The sequence below is a fragment of the Streptomyces sp. NPDC102259 genome, assembly GCF_044766465.1.
Classification (GTDB): domain Bacteria; phylum Actinomycetota; class Actinomycetes; order Streptomycetales; family Streptomycetaceae; genus Streptomyces.
In genome coordinates, this window is the sequence record NZ_JBIWMA010000005.1 from 198,378 (window position 1) to 217,463 (window position 19,086).

Annotated in this window: 19 protein-coding genes; 6 read left to right on the forward strand and 13 right to left on the reverse strand. The window is 71.5% G+C overall.

The genetic code is table 11. The features are described 5' to 3' along the window. Nucleotides 1-215: 215 nt before the first annotated feature. From ACIRPU_RS15095 to argC, 5 genes are read right to left on the reverse strand one after another with little or no spacing between them, the layout of a single operon-like run. The gene (locus ACIRPU_RS15095) at nt 216-761 is read right to left on the reverse strand and encodes an arginine repressor (protein WP_355706524.1); all 546 of its coding nucleotides are present in this window, start codon (nt 759-761) and stop codon (nt 216-218) included. 30 nt (nt 762-791) lie between these two features. Beyond that, complete coding sequence (locus ACIRPU_RS15100; RefSeq protein ID WP_403866654.1) at nt 792-1,976, reverse strand: acetylornithine transaminase; 1,185 nt, start codon at nt 1,974-1,976, stop codon at nt 792-794. Next, complete coding sequence (gene argB / locus ACIRPU_RS15105; RefSeq protein WP_403866657.1) at nt 1,973-2,926, reverse strand: acetylglutamate kinase; 954 nt, start codon at nt 2,924-2,926, stop codon at nt 1,973-1,975. Before argB ends, ACIRPU_RS15100 begins: the two co-directional genes overlap by 4 nt. Beyond that, nucleotides 2,923-4,074: a bifunctional glutamate N-acetyltransferase/amino-acid acetyltransferase ArgJ gene (gene argJ, locus ACIRPU_RS15110; protein WP_403866660.1), complete on the reverse strand. Its 1,152-nt coding sequence runs from the start codon at nt 4,072-4,074 to the stop codon at nt 2,923-2,925. Before argJ ends, argB begins: the two co-directional genes overlap by 4 nt. Next, the gene (gene argC, locus ACIRPU_RS15115; protein ID WP_403866663.1) at nt 4,071-5,099 is read right to left on the reverse strand and encodes an N-acetyl-gamma-glutamyl-phosphate reductase; all 1,029 of its coding nucleotides are present in this window, start codon (nt 5,097-5,099) and stop codon (nt 4,071-4,073) included. The genes argJ and argC overlap by 4 nt, the downstream gene beginning before the upstream one ends. A gap of 125 nt (nt 5,100-5,224) precedes the next feature. Between argC and ACIRPU_RS15120 the strand changes: the two genes are divergently transcribed. Beyond that, entirely contained in the window at nt 5,225-5,908 is a 684-nt protein-coding gene (locus tag ACIRPU_RS15120; protein WP_403867214.1) for a hypothetical protein, read from the forward strand. A gap of 56 nt (nt 5,909-5,964) precedes the next feature. On the opposite strand, the gene ACIRPU_RS15125 is transcribed toward ACIRPU_RS15120, so the two are convergent. After that, a complete protein-coding gene (locus ACIRPU_RS15125; protein ID WP_403866666.1) occupies nt 5,965-8,454 on the reverse strand; it encodes an alpha-L-arabinofuranosidase C-terminal domain-containing protein in 2,490 nt (829 codons plus the stop codon). A 136-nt stretch (nt 8,455-8,590) separates the two neighbouring features. Here ACIRPU_RS15125 and ACIRPU_RS15130 point away from each other — a divergent pair, with 136 nt between their 5' ends. Next, nucleotides 8,591-9,034 (forward strand): DUF6314 family protein, encoded by a 444-nt coding sequence (locus ACIRPU_RS15130; protein ID WP_403866669.1) that lies wholly within the window; start codon nt 8,591-8,593, stop codon nt 9,032-9,034. Here the strand turns inward: ACIRPU_RS15130 and ACIRPU_RS15135 are convergent. From ACIRPU_RS15135 to ACIRPU_RS15145, 3 genes are all read right to left on the reverse strand, one after another. Beyond that, on the reverse strand, nt 9,016-9,609 hold the full coding sequence (locus ACIRPU_RS15135) for a histidine phosphatase family protein (RefSeq protein ID WP_384125409.1): 594 nt from the start codon (nt 9,607-9,609) through the stop codon (nt 9,016-9,018). The genes ACIRPU_RS15130 and ACIRPU_RS15135 overlap by 19 nt on opposite strands. Nucleotides 9,610-9,822: 213 nt before the next feature. Beyond that, a complete protein-coding gene (locus ACIRPU_RS15140; protein WP_403867218.1) occupies nt 9,823-10,275 on the reverse strand; it encodes a GNAT family N-acetyltransferase in 453 nt (150 codons plus the stop codon). Nucleotides 10,276-10,320: 45 nt separating this feature from the next. After that, nucleotides 10,321-11,775: a PLP-dependent aminotransferase family protein gene (locus ACIRPU_RS15145; protein ID WP_403866672.1), complete on the reverse strand. Its 1,455-nt coding sequence runs from the start codon at nt 11,773-11,775 to the stop codon at nt 10,321-10,323. On the opposite strand from ACIRPU_RS15145, the gene ACIRPU_RS15150 reads away from it, so the two are divergent. Next, nucleotides 11,774-12,772 (forward strand): DMT family transporter, encoded by a 999-nt coding sequence (locus ACIRPU_RS15150; RefSeq protein ID WP_403866675.1) that lies wholly within the window; start codon nt 11,774-11,776, stop codon nt 12,770-12,772. The two genes, ACIRPU_RS15145 and ACIRPU_RS15150, sit on opposite strands and share 2 nt — an antisense overlap. Before the next feature lie 43 nt (nt 12,773-12,815). Beyond that, on the forward strand, nt 12,816-13,016 hold the full coding sequence (locus ACIRPU_RS15155; protein WP_383478408.1) for a DUF1918 domain-containing protein: 201 nt from the start codon (nt 12,816-12,818) through the stop codon (nt 13,014-13,016). 1 nt (nt 13,017) lies between these two features. On the opposite strand, the gene ACIRPU_RS15160 is transcribed toward ACIRPU_RS15155, so the two are convergent. After that, complete coding sequence (locus ACIRPU_RS15160; RefSeq protein ID WP_403866678.1) at nt 13,018-14,238, reverse strand: glycoside hydrolase family 10 protein; 1,221 nt, start codon at nt 14,236-14,238, stop codon at nt 13,018-13,020. Nucleotides 14,239-14,420: 182 nt separating this feature from the next. Here ACIRPU_RS15160 and ACIRPU_RS15165 point away from each other — a divergent pair, with 182 nt between their 5' ends. Then, on the forward strand, nt 14,421-15,293 hold the full coding sequence (locus ACIRPU_RS15165; protein ID WP_307162312.1) for a 3-hydroxybutyryl-CoA dehydrogenase: 873 nt from the start codon (nt 14,421-14,423) through the stop codon (nt 15,291-15,293). A gap of 183 nt (nt 15,294-15,476) precedes the next feature. Continuing rightward, nucleotides 15,477-15,734, forward strand: coding sequence for a hypothetical protein (locus ACIRPU_RS15170; protein ID WP_355706536.1), 258 nt, complete (start codon nt 15,477-15,479; stop codon nt 15,732-15,734). 7 nt (nt 15,735-15,741) lie between these two features. Here the strand turns inward: ACIRPU_RS15170 and ACIRPU_RS15175 are convergent, their stop codons facing one another. The 3 genes from ACIRPU_RS15175 to ACIRPU_RS15185 all read right to left on the reverse strand — a co-directional run bounded on the left by ACIRPU_RS15175 (nt 15,742) and on the right by ACIRPU_RS15185 (nt 19,073). Continuing rightward, the gene (locus ACIRPU_RS15175; RefSeq protein ID WP_355706537.1) at nt 15,742-16,278 is read right to left on the reverse strand and encodes an NUDIX hydrolase; all 537 of its coding nucleotides are present in this window, start codon (nt 16,276-16,278) and stop codon (nt 15,742-15,744) included. Nucleotides 16,279-16,446: 168 nt separating this feature from the next. Further along, nucleotides 16,447-17,787 (reverse strand): transcriptional regulator, encoded by a 1,341-nt coding sequence (locus tag ACIRPU_RS15180; RefSeq protein WP_403866683.1) that lies wholly within the window; start codon nt 17,785-17,787, stop codon nt 16,447-16,449. A 230-nt stretch (nt 17,788-18,017) separates the two neighbouring features. Further along, complete coding sequence (locus ACIRPU_RS15185; protein ID WP_403866686.1) at nt 18,018-19,073, reverse strand: PP2C family protein-serine/threonine phosphatase; 1,056 nt, start codon at nt 19,071-19,073, stop codon at nt 18,018-18,020. Between the last annotated feature and the right edge of the window lie 13 nt (nt 19,074-19,086).

Below are 19,086 nucleotides of genomic sequence, written 5' to 3' on the forward strand. Positions count from 1 at the left end.
CTCGGGTAGGTACAGGCCGCACGGGGGGGTGGGCGGCGGTGGTGGGTTGCGGTGGGTGAGGGCGGCTGGGCGGCGTGGGTGACCGAGCCGCTCGGGCGACGGCGCTTGCGCAGGGGTGCGGGCCGTGTCGCCATGCGGCTCCGCCGCGTGGGCGCGACCGGTCCCCACTCCCCCGCGGTCGGCGAACATCCCGGAGAAACCGCTGCCGTGAACGATCAGTGACCGTTCTGGGCGAGTCGCAGCAGGTGATCGGCCAGCGCCTGCCCGCCCGTCGGCTCGCGGCTGATCAACAGCAACGTGTCGTCGCCCGCGATGGTCCCGAGGATGTCCTGCAGCTCGGCCTGGTCGATCGCCGAGGCGAGGAACTGGGCCGCACCCGGCGGGGTGCGCAGCACCACGAGGTTGGCGGACGCCTCCGCGGAGATCAGCAGCTCCTGCGAGAGCCGCCGCATCCGCTCCTCCTTCGCCGACTCCCCCAGCGGTGCCCGAGGGGTCCGGAAACCGCCCTCGCTGGGCACCGCGTAGATCAGGTCGCCGTCGTTGTTGCGGATCTTGACCGCGTTCAGCTCGTCCAGGTCCCGCGACAGCGTCGCCTGGGTGACGCTCAGCCCGTCGTCGGCCAGCAGCTTCGCCAACTGGCTCTGCGACCGCACCGGTTGCCGGTTGAGGATGTCCACGATCCGGCGGTGACGCGCGGTGCGGGTCTGCGGCACGGCGGGCCCGCCCGCGCCCGGCTGCTCATGGTCCTGCGCCTGACTCATCGTCGTCTCATTCTCCGGTTCTCCGGATCGTCACTCCCCGCTCGCGGCTGCGTCGAGGATGCCGGGCAGTGCCCGGAGGAACGCCTCCACCTCGTCGTCGCCGAGGTTCAGCGGCGGCATCAGCCGGACGACGTCGGGGGCGGGCACGTTCACCAGGAATCCGGCCTCCTGAGCCGCCGCCCGCACCTGGGGCGCGCGGGGCTCGGTGAGCACGATACCCAGGAGCAGGCCCGCTCCCCGGACATAATCGATCAACGAGTGGCCCGCACCCTCGATCCCGGTCCGCAACTTCTCGCTCTGCCGCTTGACGTTCTCCAGCAACCCCTCGTTCTCGATGGTGTCGAGAACGGCGAGTCCGGCGGCGCAGGCGACGGGGTTGCCGCCGAACGTGGTGCCGTGGTGGCCGGGCCGCAGCAGCTCCGCGGCCCGCCCGAAGGCGATGGTCGCGCCCAGCGGCAGCCCGCCGCCGAGGCCCTTGGCCAGCGTCACGACGTCCGGCAGGACGCCCTCGTGGGCCTGGTACTCGAACCAGTGTCCGGTCCGGCCGACGCCGGTCTGCACCTCGTCGAGGACCAGCAGCGCGCCGGTCGCGGCGGTGATCGCGCGGGCGGCCTTGAGATAGCCGGCCGGCGGCACCACGACGCCCAGTTCGCCCTGGATCGGTTCGAGGACGACGAGCGCCGTCTCCTCGGTGACCGCGGCGGCCAGCGCCTGCGCGTCGCCGAACGGCACATGGGTGACGTGGCCGGGCAGCGGCAGGAACGGGTCCCGCTTGCCGGGCTGGCCGGTGAGCGCGAGCGCGCCCATGGTCCGGCCGTGGAAGGCGCCCTCGGTGGCGACGACGTGGGTGCGCCCGGTCAGCCGGCCGATCTTGAAGGCGGCCTCGTTGGCCTCGGCGCCCGAGTTGCAGAAGAAGACCCTGCCGTCCCGGCCGAACCGCTGGAGCAGCCGTTCGGCGAGCGTGACGGTCGGCTCGGCCATGAAGAAGTTGGAGATGTGGCCGAGGGAGCCGATCTGCCGGCTCACGGCCTCGACGACGGCCGGGTGGGCGTGGCCGAGCGCGTTGACCGCGATGCCGCCGACGAAGTCGAGGTACTCCTTGCCGTCGGCGTCCCAGACCCGGCTGCCCGCGCCGCGCACCAGGGGCAGCAGCGGGGTGCCGTAGTTGTTCATGAGCGCGCCCTGCCACCGCGCGGTCAGTTCCTCGTTGCTCATGACGGCTCCCCCTGTGCGCCCGGCTGTGCGTGCGGCTCTGCGTGCGGCTCTGCGTGCGGCTTGTCGTCGGGCACGACCATCGTGCCGATGCCCTCGTCGGTGAAGATCTCCAGCAGGATCGAGTGCTGGACCCGCCCGTCGATGACGCGGGCGGTGTTCACGCCGTTGCGGACGGCGTGCAGACAGCCCTCCATCTTCGGGACCATCCCGGAGCTCAACTCCGGCAGCAGCTTCTCGAGTTGGGAAGCGGTGAGGCGGCTGATCACCTCGTCGCTGTTGGGCCAGTCCTCGTAGAGGCCCTCGACGTCCGTGAGGACCATGAGGGTTTCGGCGCCAAGTGCCGCAGCGAGTGCCGCAGCCGCCGTATCAGCATTGACGTTGTAGACATGTCCGTCGTCCTGGGAGCGGGCGATCGACGAGACGACCGGGATGCGGCCGTCGGCGAGCAGCGCCTCGATGGCGCCCGTGTCGATCGCGGTGATCTCGCCGACCCGCCCGATGTCGACCAACTCGCCGTCGATCTCGGGCTGGTGCTTGGTGGCGGTGATGGTGTGCGCGTCCTCGCCGGTCAACCCGACGGCGAGCGGCCCGTGTTGGTTCAGCAGCCCGACCAGTTCGCGCTGGACCTGCCCGGCGAGCACCATCCGTACGACGTCCATGGCGTCCTCGGTGGTGACCCGCAGGCCTGCCTTGAACTCGCTGACGATGCCGTGCTTGTCGAGGGCGGCGCTGATCTGCGGGCCGCCGCCGTGCACGACGACGACATGGAGACCGGCGTGCCGCAGGAAGACGACGTCCTGGGCGAAGGCGGCCTTCAGGTCCTCGTCGATCATGGCGTTGCCGCCGAACTTGATGACGACCGTCCTGCCGTTGTGCCGGGTCAGCCAGGGCAGCGCCTCGATGAGGATCTGGGCCTTGGGCAGCGCGGTGTGCTTGCGAGTAGTGCTCATGACGAGTACGCGCTGTTCTCGTGGACGTAGTCGGCGGTGAGGTCGTTGGTCCAGATGGTGGCCGTCTCGGAGCCGGCGGCGAGGTCGGCGACGATGTGCACCTCGCGGTAGCGCATGTCCACCTTCTCGCGGTCCTCCCCTACGCCTCCGTTCTTGCAGACCCAGACGCCGTTGATGGCGACGTTGAGCCGGTCGGCCTCGAAGACGGCCCCGGTCGTGCCGATCGCGGACAGCACCCGGCCCCAGTTGGGGTCCTCGCCGTGGATCGCGCACTTGAGGAGGTTGTTGCGGGCGATGGAGCGGCCCACCTCGACGGCGTCGTCCTCGCTCGCCGCGTTGACGACCTCCACCTTGATGTCCTTGCTCGCGCCTTCGGCGTCCCGGATCAGCTGCTGGCCGAGGTCGTCGCAGACGGTCCGCACGGCGGCGGCGAACTCCTCGTACGCCGGGGTGACCCCGGACGCGCCGGAGGCGAGCAGCAGCACGGTGTCGTTGGTCGACATGCAGCCGTCGGAGTCGACGCGGTCGAAGGTCACCCTGGTGGCGGCGCGCAGCGCCTTGTCCAGGGTCTCGCTGTCGAGGTCGGCGTCGGTGGTGAGGACGACCAGCATGGTGGCGAGACCGGGGGCGAGCATGCCCGCGCCCTTGGCCATGCCGCCGACCGTCCAGCCTCCCTCGGTGACGACGGACGTCTTGTGGACGGTGTCGGTGGTCTTGATGGCGATGGCGGCCTTCTCGCCGCCGTGCTCCGAGAGTTGACCGGCGGCGGTCTCGACGCCCGGCAGCAGCTTCTCCATCGGGAGCAGGACGCCGATGAGGCCGGTGGAGGCGACGGCGACCTCGGCCGCGCCCACGCCCAGCACCTCGGCGACCTTCTCTGCGGTCGCGTGGGTGTCCTGGAAGCCCTTCGGCCCCGTACAGGCGTTGGCGCCGCCGGAGTTGAGGATCACGGCGGACACCTGGCCGCTCTTGAGGACCTGCTCGGACCACAGCACCGGCGCGGCCTTCACGCGGTTGGAGGTGAAGACGCCCGCGGCGGACAGACGGGGCCCGTTGTTGACCACGAGGGCCAGGTCCGGGTTGCCGTTCTGTTTGATCCCGGCGGCGATGCCCGCCGCCGTGAATCCCTTGGCTGCCGTGACGCTCACGGTGCGACTCCGATCGTGGAAAGCCCGGTGGTCTCGTCGAGCCCGAGGGCGATGTTCATGCTCTGGAGGGCGCCGCCGGCGGTGCCCTTGGTCAGGTTGTCGATGGCGCTGATGGCGATGATCCGGTCCACGGCGGCGTCGTACGCGACCTGCACCTGAACGGCGTTGGAACCGTGGACGGACGCCGTGGCGGGCCACTGCCCCTCGGGAAGCAGGTACACGAAGGGCTCGTCGGCGAAGGCCTTCTCGTAGGCGGCGCGGACGGAGTCGGCGGTGACGCCGGGCTTCGCCTTGGCGCTGCACGTGGCGAGGATGCCGCGGGACATCGGCACGAGGGTGGGAGTGAAGGAGACGGCGACCGGCTCCCCCGCCGCCGCGCTCAGGTTCTGGATGATCTCGGGCGTGTGCCGGTGGCCGCCGCCGACACCGTACGGGGAGACCGAGCCCATGACCTCGGAGCCCAGCAGGTGCGTCTTGGGCGACTTGCCGGCGCCGGAGGTGCCGGAGGCGGCGACGATCACGGCCTCCTGCTCGGCCAGGCCCGCCGCGTAGGCCGGGAAGAGCGCGAGCGAGACGGCCGTGGGATAGCAGCCCGGGACCGCGATGCGCCTGGACCCCGCGAGCGCCGCGCGGCCGCCCGGCAGCTCGGGGAGGCCGTAGGGCCAGGTCCCGGCGTGCGCGGAGCCGTAGAACCGCTCCCAGTCACCCGCGTCCGTCAGCCGGAAGTCGGCGCCCATGTCGACGACGAGGACCTCCGGACCGAGCTGCTCGGCGACGGCGGCGGACTGGCCGTGCGGCAGGGCGAGGAAGACGACGTCGTGTCCGGCGAGGACCTCGGGGGTGGTCTCCTGGAGGACCCGGTCGGCCAGCGGCAGCAGGTGCGGCTGGAGCGCGCCCAGGCGCTGGCCCGCGTTGGAATTGCCGGTCAGGGCGCCGATCTCGACCTCGGGGTGCGTGAGGAGCAGGCGCAGCAGCTCTCCGCCCGCATACCCGCTCGCTCCGGCCACCGCCGCACGTACCACCATGACTCCTCCTCCTGGATGGCATGACTATACGTTTCGCTGCACGTTTATGCAATCTCCCCGAGGCGGGGCCCGGAGCGATCTTTGCCCAGGCCGTGGGCCTGCGTAACCTCGACCCGGTGATCGCCATGACCCCGATATCCAGCCTGGACCTGACCGGCTTCACCGAGCGTGAACCGGGGGTGTGGACCGACGCGGCGGGACTCGTCCTGTCGGTCCACTTCTTCTCGCTGATCCCGGACCTGCCGGCCCCGCTGCACGAGCCGGAGCGCCTCGGGGCCGGACTCGCGCAGCTCGTGACCGGGGCCGGGGGCGGGCTGATCGAGGCGGCGCCCGGCTCCGTGGACGGCGTCCCGGCGGTCCGCCAGCTGGTCAAGATGCCGCTGGGCAGCCGACCCGGGCAGGCGTTCCTCGGCTCCTGGACCGCGCCCAGGGCCCAGTCCAGCACGGTCGTGAAGGTGCAGGCCGCCGAGGGCGCCACGACCGGGATGCGGGAGGCCATGATCATGGCGCGGGTGGGCCCGGCCGAGTACTTCCGGCCCCACCCCTACGCGGGCGGGCGACCGGGCCCACAGACGGGCGGACAGCCGGGCGGGCTGCCGTGCCACGTCGGCGACGACGAGCGGTGGGACGCGGAGTTCCCCGACCATCCGCTCACGCTCGTACGGGCCGCCCTGCGCCGGATCACGCCCACGATCACCTTCGACGACCGTTTCAAGGCCCTGCCGCCCTTCGGCGGACCGGCCGCCCCGCAGTCGCCGCCCCATCTGCCGCCGGCCAGGCGCGGCTGGTTCCGGCGCAAGGGTTTCTGAGAGGCAGTGGACGCCCGGCGGGCGTGGGCCGAGGACGCCCACGCCCGCCGGATCCGCTACCGCTGCCTGATCCGCAGGAAGGTGATCGAGTTCGCCGGGAAGGTGTAGGTGAACTCGCCCGCCACCCCGGTGAAGGTGGAGGTCACCGGCGCGACCAAGGTCCCGGCCTCCGTGTTGACCGCGTCCGGTGCGGCGGACAGCGTGGTCACCTTCGCCTTGGACGCGACCTCGGCGCCACCGAGGTCGATCGCGGTACGGGCCTCAGTGGACTGGGCGTTGACGACCTTGACGATCAGGTCGCCGGTCTTCTTGTCCTTGGTGACGACCTGGCGGAACGGCTCGGCCGGCTTGTCGTCGGTGAAGCCGCCCCACTCCTGACCGTCGAGGTAGAGGGTGACCTGGCGGCCCCGCACCTTGACGTCGATGTCGTAGGCGCGGCCCGTCTCGACGGATCCGGCCTTGGAGATCAGCGTCGACTTGCCGCCGTCCACGGCCTGCTCGACGGCGGACTGGGTGTTGTTCCAGCCGCCGAGGTTCCACCAGTAGTAGTTGCCGGTGTCCTTGACGCCGAAGGCGACGAGGAAGCCCTCCTTGCCGGACTTCTTGGTGGCCTTCACGTGCAGGTCGTAGTCGTGCCAGCCGGCGTCGCCCGCCGAGACCATGGTGTTCTCGGCGGCGGTGTCGGTCTGCACGTACTGCCCGTCCTGGAGCGCCCAGCTGCCGCCGCCCGTGTGCGTCCACTGCGAGGCGTCGCCGGAGAAGTCGTCGCTCAGCAGCGTTTCGCCGGCCGCGCCGGTCACCTTCACGTCGTCGTACGCCGCGCCGGTGGCCCAGGTGGACAGTCCGACGGCGCCGGTGATGGGGCCCTGGAGGGACGGGGTCCCGGTAGCCGTGGACGGCACCACCCGGTCACCCACGTTCGTCATGAACAGCTTCTGGACCTCGTAGTTGGCCGAGTTCCAGGAGGCGTGGTTGTTGAACCACACCATGTCCGGACTCCACTGCACATAGTCCTCGTTCGCGAACAGCGGCGCGTAGGAGGCGAGCTTCACGACGTCCGCGTTGCGTTCCAGGCCGGTCATGAAGGCCGCCTCGGCGAGGCCGTTCTTGAAGGCGTTGCCCCAGGAGGCGTACTCGCCGAGGAAGACCTTGGGACCGCCGCGGTCGTAGGTGTCGTAGCGGTCGTTGTTCTGGAGGAACCACTGCGGGCTGTTGTAGTAGTGCTCGTCGACCATCGCGACGTCCGCGTCCCGGTTGAGCTGCCAGGCCGCGTCGAAGGTCGAACCCGCGTCGTCGGGACCGGAGTTGGAGATCAGGGTGACGTCCGGGTACTTCGCCTCGATCGCGGTGCGGAACTGCTCGAAGCGGGCGAAGAACTCGACGGGCAGGTTCTCCTCGTTTCCGACCTCGAGGTGGGTGAGGTGGAAGGGCTTGGGGTGGCCCATCTGCGCGCGCTTCTTGCCCCAGGTGGAGGTGACCGGGCCGTTGGCGAACTCGATGAGGTCCAGGGTGTCCTGGATGTGGCGCTTCAGGAGCGCGTCGTCGACGACCGCCTTGTTCTGGCCGCAGCCGGTCACCAGGGCCGGCACGACGGGCAGCGGCATCGCCCCGACGTCCTCGGCGAAGCGGAAGTACTCGTAGTAGCCGAGGCCGTAACTCTGGTTGTAACCCCAGAAGTTGGAGTTGGTGGCGCGCTCCTCGACGGGCCCGACGGTGTCCTTCCACTGGTAGGAACGGGCGCGCTGCCAGTCGGAGGCCTCGCTGTAGTCCTGCATGGAGCCGGTGTTGACCAGACATCCGCCGGGGAAGCGCACGAAGCCCGGATCCAGGGCGGCGATCTTCTCGGCGAGGTCCTTGCGCAGACCGTTGGGCTCGTTCTTGTACGTGTCACGGGGGAACAGGGACACCATGTCGAGGGCGACCGCGGCCGAGGAGGCCACCGACAGACGGCCGGCACTGCTGGTGCGGGCGCCGGTGAAGGTCGCCCGGTACTGGACCCAGCCGCCCGTGCGCACGGCGACCTTGCGGGCGGTCGCCAGCGCGCCGTCGGCGTCCTGAAGGCTCACGGTGAGCGTGCTGCCGCTCTCGGCGCGGACCCACACGGAGAAGTCGTACTTCTTGCCCTGCTCGACCCGGACGCCGGTGTTGTAGCCGGTGTTGGTCACGGAGGAACCGGCGGCCAGCGACAGGTAGTCCCGGTTGCGCTGGTTGAGTCGGCCGGCGTCGTTCAGGACCTGCGCGGTGCCGTCGACCGTCCAGGAGGTCAGCGGGGTGTACGACCGGTTGTCGACGGTGGAGTACTCGAAGGACCGGTTCTGCACGAGTTCGGCGTACAGGCCGCCGTCGGCCGCCCGGTTGATGTCCTCGAAGAAGACCCCGTACATCGTGTCGTCGATCTTCGCGCCCTTGGCGGTGGGATCGACGGTGATGGCGTAGTCGGTCACGGACTCGGCGTGCGCCGGGAGGGGGACGAGGGCGGTGGCCGTCAGGAGGGCGGTGGTCGTGAGGCCCAGTCTCCAGCGGGTGCGGGTGGTGCTGCGTGACATGAATACTCCGCGGCTCGGTAAGGCGAGTTGTTCGAAATATCAGACGATGATCAGCACTTCGAACGGCAAGATAGGGAGGGGGCCGGGACGCGTCAATGGGGCGTGCAGCAGCGAAAGTGTCGGAAGCGAGGAACGCATGGATGAGTTCCGGCCAGTGCCGGACGCCCTGGCCTACCTCCTGGGCAGCTGGCGGGTGACCCGGTCGGTACGGGACCGGGCGAGCGGCGCCGAGGGCCGCTTCACGGGCGTCACGGTGTTCGGCGCCCTGGACGAGGGCGGGCTGCTGCACGAGGAGTCCGGCACGTTCGTCTGGCTCGGGGTCCCCCGGCCCGCCGAGCGCACCCTGCGCTTTCTGCCGGGGTCGACGCCCGGCACGGCGGACGTACGGTTCGCCGACGACCGCCCCTTCCACGATCTGGACCTGAGGACCGGGCGGCACATCGCCGACCACCCCTGCTCCGCCGACCTCTACCGGGGCGAGTTCACCGTCCGGGACGCGGACCACTGGCGGACGGTCTGGCGTGTGGCGGGCCCCGCCAAGGACCTGTCGCTCACCACCGACTACGCGCGGGTGGGCTGAGCCGAGGCCCCTTCGATGCGGAGGTTCCAGCGACCGGCCCGGCCGGTGACCGTGGTCGTCGACAGCGGACGCACATCGATGTTCCAGTACGTCGCGGGCGGCGCCTTCAACGCGTACACCAGGGCCGCGCGGATCACGCTCGGCTCGGCGACGGCGACGATGCGGCCACCGTCGCCCACCGGCCGGGTGTCGAGCCAGCCGGCGACCCTGGTGATGAACGCGAACAGCGACTCGCCGCCGTGCGGGGTGGCGAGCGGGTCGGAGAGCCAGGCGTCCACGGCCTCCGGCTCGCGGGCCATCGCCTCGCCCAGCGTGAAACCGCGCCAGCGGCCCATGTCGCAGTCCCGCAGGGCGAGCTGCACCAGCGGGGCGTAACCGAGCGCGTCCCCGGTGGCGCGGCTGCGCGGAGTCGGTGAGCAGTAGCGCAGCTCGGCCGCCGCGAGCGGCAGCAGGGCGTCGGCCACCTGCAGCACCTCACCCCAGCCGTCCTGGTCCAGCGGCCGGTCGTCCTCGAAGCGTTCCGCGAGCAGCGCGGAGCTGCGAGCGGCGGCGACGAACGTGACCCGAAGTGGCATGCGGTGATGGTGAGCCGCGTAACTGCGCAGGTCAAGGGGTGTTGGCCGACGGCTGGAAGAAAACCTACCGACGGGTGTGGACCTGCCGGACAAGTCGCCAGAAAACCGTGTCCCCCACACGGTGTCCGGATCACGCCGTCCCATCGCGCCGCCCCGCGCACGCGGCTCGGCTCACTCCGACCGCTCGTTCCGGCCCGCTTCACCCCAGCCCGTTCACGCCGGCGCGGGCTTCGCGAAGATCAGCGCCATCCACTGGTCCGGCTTCTCCAGCGCCTCGAAGCCGACCTGCCGGTAGACCCCGTGCGCGTCGTGCGTGGCCAGCAGGATGCGGCGCAGCCCGTGCGCCCGCAGGTGGTCGCGGACGGCGGCGACGAGAGCCGTCCCGAGACCCTTGCCGCGCGCCGCCGGGTCCACGTACACGTCGCACAGCCACGCGAACTCCGCGAGGTCGGTCACGACCCGCGCGTAGGCGACCTGCTCCCCCGACGCGGTGTCGTAGACGCCGAAGTTCAGCGACCCGGCGATCGCCCGCTCCTGCCTCTCCCGCTCACGTCCGAGCGCCCAGTACGCGTCCGTGGACAGCCAGCGGTGCACACGATCGACGTCGATGCGGGCGGAGTCGGCGGAGATCTCATAGCCCTCGGCGAGGGGCGGAACGGCGTTCATGGCATCCATGGCAGTCATGGCCGGATCCTCACAGTGCGGCGATCGTCATGTCGAACGCTTTCCGGGGAACACCTCGTCGCACGCCGCCCGAAGCCGCCGCACCCCCTCCGCGATCTCCTCCGTCCCGGCGACGGCCGCGAAACTCAACCGCACCTGGGCGGCCGGGGGTTCGGCACTGAAGTACGGGCGGCCCGGGGTGAGGGCGACGCCCGCGCGCAGGGCGGCCGCCGTGAACGCGCTCTCGTCGCCGCCGTCGGGCAGCCGCAGCCACAGGTGGTAGCCCCCGGACGGGATGTGCGGGAGGGCCAGTTCGGGCAGCCGCAGCCGCAGCGCGGAGGTCATCGCGTCCCGCCTGACCCTCAACTCGGCGGCGATGGAACGCAGATGACGCGGCCAGGCGGGCGAGCCGACGAGTTCGAGGGCCGCCTCCTGGAGCGGGCGGGGCACGAAGAAGGTGTCGACGACCTGAATGGCGCGCAGCCGTTCCAGGACCGGGCCACGGGCGGCCAGCGCGCTGACCCGGAAGCTCGGCGAGGTCGCCTTGGTCAGCGAGCCGACGTGCACGACGACGCCGTCGGGATCGTCGGCGATGAGCGGGCGCGGCAGCTGCCCGGCGTCCTCGTGCGCGAGCCGCCGCACGAAGTCGTCCTCGACGACGAACGCGCCCGCCTCCCGCGCGATGCGCAGCACCTGCGCGCGCCGGTCGGGGGCGAGGACGGCGCCGGTCGGGTTCTGGAACAGCGGCTGGCAGACGAAGACCCGGGCGCCGGTCGCCCGGAAGGCGTCGGCGAGCAGCTCGGGCCTGACCCCGTCCGGGTCGACCGGGACCGGCACGGGGCGCAGCCCCGCCGCCCTGGCGATGGCGAGCATGCCCGGGTAGGTGGGCGACTCGACGAGCACCGGCGCTCCGGGCGGCGCGAGGGCTCGCAGGGCGGTGGTGAGTGACGTCTGGCCTCCCGCGCTGACCAGCACCTCGGCCGCGGTGACGGACCCGCCGATGGTCCGCGCGAACCACTCGCGCAGCTCGGGCAGGCCCTCCATGGGCGGCCTGCCCCATGCGCCCGGCCGCCGCCCGGCCCGGGCCAGGGCGGCGGCCATCGCCCGTTCCGGCTGCAACGAGGGGTGCAGATAGCCGCCGTTGAACTCGATCACGCCGGGTGGCGGCGCGGCCAGCGACACGGTGACGCCGGAGGCGTCCACCGAGCGCGGGACGAGGTCGGCGGCGCCGTCCGCGCTCAGCGCGACCTCCTGCCAGGAGGTGTCGCCAGCGGGGGCGGCGCTCGCCCGCGCCGGTCGGGCCCGGAAGGCGCCCGCGCCGGGCCGGGTGACCACCAGCCCCTCGGCGGCCAGCTGCGCGAGAGCCCGCGAGACGGTCACCGGGCTCACCCTGAACCGTTCGACCAGGGCGCGGCTCGACGGGAGCTTTCCACCGGGAGAGTAGCGGTCGAGCTCTTGCCGCAGCCGATCCGCCAGTTCACCCACACTGCTACGCTCTTGCATGAAGACACAGAGTAGCGCTACCGAGCGGCAGGCGATAGCGGTCAGCACCCCGGTCGACGCACAGCCCGGCACACGGGCCGAGCCACCGGCCGACACACCGGCCAACTCACGGGCCGACCGCCTCGCCGGCGCCCCGCAGGCGAGTAGCTTCGGTACCCTCCTGGCCGCCCTCGGTGTCGTCGCCTTCTCCCTGACCTTCCCCGCGACCGCCTGGGGTCTGGAGGGGTTCGGCCCCTGGTCGCTGGTCGCCGTGCGCAGCGTCCTGGCCGCGCTGATCGCGGGCGGGTGTCTGCTGGCCCTGCGCGTCCCGCCGCCCGCCCGGCGGCACTGGGCGGGACTCGCCGTCGTGGCCGCCGGGGTCGTCGTCGGCTTCCCGCTGCTCACCACGCTCGCCCTGCGGACGTCCACCACCGCGCACGCCGCCGTCGTGGTCGGCCTGCTTCCGCTGACGACGGCGCTGCTGTCCGCCCTGCGCATGGGGACCCGCCCCTCCCGCACCTTCTGGGCGGCCGCGCTGGCGGGTGCCGCGGCCGTGGTGGCGTTCACCGTGCAGCAGAGCGGCGGGGCCCTGACCACCGCCGATCTGTATCTGTTCGGGGCGCTGCTGGTGTGCGCGGCCGGCTACACCGAGGGCGGCCGGCTGGCCCGGGTCATGCCGGGCTGGCAGGTCATCGGCTGGGCGCTGGTGTTCTGCCTGCCGCTCACCGTGCCCGGCGCCGCGCTCGCCCTGACCCATGAACCCGCGCAGCTGACCGCGCACAGCGTGGCCGGACTGCTGTGGGTCGCGGCGGGCTCGCAGTTCCTCGGCCTGGTCGTCTGGTACCGGGGCATGGCGATCATCGGCATTCCGAAGGCCAGCCAGTTGCAGTTGGCCCAACCCCTGCTCACACTGGTGTGGTCGGTGCTGCTGCTGGGCGAGCACCTCACGCCCGCCGCTCCGCTGACGGCCGCCGCCGTGCTCGTCTGCATCGCCGTCACACAGCGGGCGCGCGGCTAGTCACGGCAGACGTACCGTCGCACCCGGTGAGGAGGCCTCGCAGATGCGCGCAACCAAGGGCGACCAGTTCGTCCAGCACGGCAGGGTGGTCGGCCAGCACGACAAGGTCGGCGAGATCGTCGAAGTCATGGGCCAGGGAGGAAATCCCCCGTACCGCGTCCGCTTCACGGACGGGCATGTGGGCGTGTGCTCGCCCGGCCCCGACACCGAGATCCGTCACAGGACCACCGAGGAACAGCGGTAGATCAGCGCGGGGGCTCCGCCGGCTGCCGGTAGTGGTCGGCGACCACCCGCGCCATCGCCCCGATCCGGTCCGTCCGCACGTCCTTGGCGGCGAAGAAGACATGCCCGCGCACCTGGGGGTGAGCGGCGGCCAGATCCAGATGGTCCGACAGCTCGGCCGGGTTCTGCCAGGCCGCGGGCTGCGCCGGGTCGCCCGCCCGGTACAGGGCCTCGCCGAGATAGAGGCGGGTGCGGCTGCCCTTCGCCACCTCCGCCCACCAGGGCACGAGCTTGGCGTAGTCGGCGACCGACAGCCCGATGTTCCAGTAGAGCTGCGGGACGACGTAGTCGATCCAGCCCTCCCGCACCCACTTCCGGGTGTCCGCGTGGATGTCGTCGTACGACTGGAGCGCCCGGGTGTCCGAGCCGCGCGAGTCGGTGGAGGCGTTGCGCCACACCCCGAAGGGGCTGATACCGAACTGGGTGCCGGGCCGTACCTCCTTGATCCGGGCGGCCGTCTCCAGCACCAGCCGGTCGACGTTGTCGCGCCGCCAGGCCGCCCGGCTGGGGAAGGCGCCGCCGTAGGTGTCGTACGCGGCCCCGTCGTCGAAGGTCTGGCCGGCCACCGGGTACGGATAGAAGTAGTCGTCGAAGTGCACGGCGTCCAGGGGGTACTTCTTCACGGCGTCGAGGATGGCGTCCTGGACGAAGGCGCGGACCTCGGGCAGTCCGGGGTTGTAGTAGAGCTTCCCGCCGAACGAGATCACCCACTTCGGATGCCTGCGCGCCGGGTGGGAGGCGACGAGCCTCGAGGGGTCGTCGTGGGTCGCGACCCGGTAGGGGTTGAACCAGGCGTGCAGCTGCAGGCCCCGCGCGTGCGCCTCCGTGACGGCCGTGCCCAGCGGGTCCCAGCCCGGTGACCTGCCCTGGGTGCCGGTGAGCACCTGCGACCACGGCTCGTACGGGGAGGGCCACAGCGCGTCCGCCGTGGGCCGCACCTGGAAGATCACCGTGTTGAGCCGCCGGCTCACCGCCAGGTCGAGCATGGCGATCAGTTCGGCGCGCTGCGCGGCGGCGGTCAGGCCGGAGCGGGACGGCCAGTCGCGGTTGCCGACGGTCGCCAGCCACATCCCCCGCATCTCGGTCGCCGCCCGCCGTTCCCCCACGGGAGCGGCCGCCGCGCCCGTCGTGGTGAACGTCGACAGCGCTGCCAGCGCGAACGCCCGCCGGGTCAGTCGCCCCATCGCACACATCCCCACACACTCTGCGGATCCGCTCGGTCACGGATCGTTTCGCGCTCCAGCATGCCTCCACCCCGACGATCGATCATCGATACTTGCTAGTAACGTGCACGATCGGAGCAGGGCGACCGGAACCCGGCCGACCTGCCCCTGCCATCTGAGTCAGCGCGGCGAAAGGGACTGATGTGACGGGCACCCCAGCGGGAGATCTCTCACGGGTCGGAGTGGTGGGCTGCGGCCAGATGGGAGCGGGCATCGCAGAGGTCTGCGCCCGCGCCGGTCTCGACGTGAAGGTCGCCGAGACCACCGGCGAAGCCCTGGAGATCGGCCGTACCCGGCTGTTGAACTCCCTGGCCAAGGCCGCCGAGCGCGGCAAGATCTCCGAGGAGGAGCGGGACGCCACCCTCGCGCGCCTCAGCTTCACCACCGATCTCGGCGAGTTCGCCGACCGTGACCTGGTCATCGAGGCCGTGGTCGAGAACGAGCAGGTCAAGACCGAGATCTTCCAGGTCCTCGACCAGGTCGTGACCCGTCCGGACGCGATCCTCGCCTCCAACACCTCCTCCATCCCGCTGGTGAAGCTGGCGGTCGCCACCTCGCGGCCCGACCACGTCGTCGGCATCCACTTCTTCAACCCGGCTCCGGTGCAGCAGCTCGTCGAGCTGATCCCGGCGCTGACCACCTCCGAGGGCACGCTCAGCCGGGCCCAGCTGTTCGCCGAGAAGGTGCTGGGCAAGCACGCGATCCGCGCCCAGGACCGGTCCGGTTTCGTCGTCAACGCGCTGCTGATCCCCTACCTGCTCTCCGCGATCCGGATGTTCGAGACGGGCATCGCCAGCCGCGAGGACATCGACAACGGCATGGAGATGGGCTGCGCCCACCCGATGGGCCCGCTGAAGCTGTCCGACCTGATCGGCCTGGACACCGTCGCCTCGGTGGCGCAGAGCATGTACGACGAGTACAAGGAGCCGCTGTACGCCGCTCCCCCGCTGCTCCAGCGCATGGTGGACGCGGGCCGGCTGGGCCGCAAGACCGGCTCGGGCTTCTACGCCTACTGATCACCCACCGTGTTCCGCACGGGCCCGGCGTTCCTCGGAGCGCCGGGCCCGCGGCATTCACACGCCGTGTGCGTCGCGGGTCCGCATATGCCTCGCGCACACTCTCCTCACCGGCCCACCAGGCGAGTTCACTCATCATGCGCATGCAAGGGATGTGAGACGACTACGGAAAGGAGCGGACACGTGACCGCCGACCCCGAGCATCCCGTCGTTCATGGAGAAGTCGCGGAGTTACGTCGCCGGCTCGATGTGGCCTACGCCCGCGTCGAGGGCGGACTCGCCCTGCTGTCCCACCGCACCGAGGAGACCGCCAAGGAACTGGACGCGCTGAACACCCGCATGATCTCGCTGGAACACGCACGCTGGCCGCTGCCCTCGCTCGCGGCGCTCACGGCCCTGGGAGCACTGGTCGCCACGGTCTGGCAGGCGCTGGCCCACTGAGCCTCCGCTAGCCCTCGGCGAGCCTGAGGTGGTGCAGCAGCATCAACGCGGCCGCCATGTTGGCGGCCGGGACCTCCCCCCGGGCGACCAGGTCGGGAACGACCTTGAGGGGAACCCATTCCCGGCGGTCCGACTCGAAGTCGTCCACCGGGTGTCCCACGTACTCGCCGTGGTCCGACCAGTAGATGTGATGGACGGCGTCGGTGAGCCCGTTGGACGGCTCCACGCTCATCAGGTGGTGCAGCGGCCCCGGCCGCCAGCCGGTCTCCTCCTCGAGCTCCCTGGCGGCCGCGCGGGCGATGTCCTCGCCGTCCTCCACGACGCCCGCCGCGAGTTCCCATCCCCAGCTGTCGGTGATGAAGCGGTGGCGCCACAGCAGGAGAACCTCGTTGGCCCGGTTCACGACCGTCGCGACCGCCACCGGCCTCAGCCGTATGAGGAAGTGGTCGAGGTGTCGGCCGTCCGGCAGCTCCACATCTGCCAGGTTGACGCTGAACCAGCGGTTTTCATACACAGTTTGTTCGTTCTGTTTCGTCCACTGCACGGTTCTGCCACCTTCCGTCGAGTGAGTGGCAATATCGCAGCAGGAACTATGCAGCGTCGGCGAAGCTGCCGGTGTCGGCGCCCGTGCAGGTGTCGTGACGGTGTAGGTGACAGTGCAGAGGTCGGTGTCGGTGGTCGGATGCCGGTCGGATACCCCGCTGCGCCCCGCCTACAGCGGTACGCGCAGTGCCCCGTCGATGAGTTCGGCGGCCTCGGCCGTGCCCGCGCAGCCACTGCGCACCAGATGCTCGCGCACCGCCCGGAGTCTGTCGCGCAGGCGCTGGGACTCCATTCCCCGGGCCTGTTCGGCCATCTGCACCGCGGTGACCACCGCCTTGTCGGTGTTGCCCTGACGGAGTTCGATCGTGCTGAGCATGGCGAGCCGGTGCACCCGCCCCCGGTCGTGCGCCGGGGTGTCGACGGCGGCCGCGGCGTGCTCGGCGGCGGCGGTGAGGTCGCCGAGGCTGAGCAGCGCCTCCGCCACCTGGACGTTGACCAGGCCCGGTTGGACATAGCCGGTCTCGTCGGGCTCGTGTCCGCGCCGGATGTGATCGGCGGCGGTCTCCGCACGCCGGATGCACGACAGGGCGCTCGTGCCGTCGCCGAGATGGGCGTACGCCTTGGCCTGCATCGCGTACAGGTCGGAGGCGAGGGCGGGCGTGATGTGCCGGCCCGCCGCCCGCAGCGCGGCCTCCGCGAAGGCGACGGCCTGCCGGTACTCCCGCATGAACAGCGACTGGTTGACGAGGAGGGCTATCACGTACGCCCCGAGTCCCCGGTCCCCACTGGCCTTTGCCAGTCGCAGCGCCTGGTGGAAGTAGCGCTGGGCGAGACCGTGCGCGTCCGAGTCGTAGGCGCAGATCCCGGCGACCGCGACCAACCCGCCGGTGGCCCGGTGCAGTTGACGACCCGTCTCGTCGGTGTAGCCGCCGCGCAGCAGGGGCGCCGCCTCCGCGTTGAGGAAGCCGACGATACGGCTGCGGGTCGCGATGCCGCCCGCCTTGCGGTACATCTGCTCGTAGTGGGCGCGGGCGGCCCGCAGCATCTCGAGGTCGGCCGAGGTGACACGATGCCGGCCGCCCCGGGAGACGTCGACGTCCTCCGGCGGGTTCTCCCACTCCCACACCGGCATCACGGCCGGCGTGCCGGTGACGGCGGGCGCCCCCAGGAGGTGCGGGCGCTGCTGCTCGTCGGAGCGCCACAGGGCGGTGGCCCGCTCGACGAAGCCGGAGAGCGAGGTGCCGTGCGGGCCGGCCGGTTCGCCCGGCACGCCGAGGCCGATGTCGTCCAGGGTGACCGGCCGGTGCAGCCGCCCGGCGAGCACCTCGCAGATCAGGTCGGGTACCTGGCCCCGCGGCCGTTGGCCCTTCAGCCACCGGGCCACCGCCGTGTGCTCGTACCGCAGCGCGAGTCCGCGAGCCCGTCCGGCCTGGTTGACGTGGGCGGCGAGGCCCGCGTGCGAGACGCCCGCCTCGTCCAGGATCGCGTCGAGCAGAGTGTTGGGCTGCATGGGTGCCCCCCGGTGCCTCGGTGCCGTCAGAGTAGTGGGTCCGCTCTCACACGGGGTGTGATCTCACACGGGGTGTGAACGGAGTACGCGCATTCGCAGGGTGCGCGCGCTGTCGCGGAGCGTTCCCGGTCGGTTGACTGGAACGCCTCGCAAGAGGTTCGCCGGGCCGTCGGCTCCCCCCTCATAAAGCGACGGCCCGGCGGTGCGGTGCGGTCCGCGGGTCGGGCGGACTATCGGCGCGTTGTCGGCTGCGGGTGTGTCGTGGCTGGTCGCGCGGTTCCCCGCGCCCCCCAGGGGCTGGACGCGCGGTCGTTCTCCAGTGCCAGCAGGGCGATGTCGTCCGTGGGTCTGCCGGCCGTGTGGCGCAGGAGTGCGGCCAGGATCGTGCGGAGGATCTGCTGGGGGGAGACGGGATGATCGTGCGCCGCTTTGATGAGCGCCTCCGGCAACGAGAAGAACCTGCCCCGGGCGTCCCTCGCGTCCTCCGCGCCGTCCGTGAAGAGGACGAGGGACTCGCCACGGAGCAACCGCCCGCAGGGCGTGGCGGGCAACTCCGCCGGCAGGGGGAACGGGCCGAGGGGCGGCAGCGGGTCCGCCCGCGACGACGGCCGCACGCTCGTGCCGCTCAGCAGATACGGCCACGGATGCCCGCAGTTCAGGACGTGCAGCTCGCCGTCCTCCCGGATCTCCAGCACCAGCACGGTGACGAACTCCTCCGTCACCGTGGCGTCGGCGGTGTCCCGGGCCCGTTCGCGCAGATGCCGCTCCAGGGCACGCTCCAGGCGGCGCAGGACACGGCCGAGGTCGGGCTCGTCGTGGGCCGCCTCGCGGAAGCTGCCTAGGAGGGCGGCGACGGTGCCGAGCGCGGGGAGCCCGTGCCCGCGGACGTCGCCCATCACGACCCGCACACCGTGCTCGGTGGCGATCACCTCGTACAGGTCGCCGCCCACGCTCGCGCCCCGGTCCGCGGAGAGCTGGGCGGCCGCCGCGTTCAGCCCCGCGACGCGCGGCGGCGGCGGACGCAACAGCACGCTCTGCGCGGCCCCGGCCACCCGCCGCGCCTGCTTCAGCTCACGCACCAGGGCCTGCCGCATGTGGAGGACCAGCCCGGTGCCGACGGCGAAGAAGACGGCACTGGTGACGATCCTGGCCAGGAGCCCGTCCTGTCGGGCCAGCGGGCAGAACAGCTTGTAGGCGATCGCCAGGGCCCCCCAGGCCGTGGGCAGCCCCAGCGAGAGGGCCCGGCGTAACGGCCGCCCGATGCCGAACATGTCTTTGGTCAACATGTCGTCGGTCAAC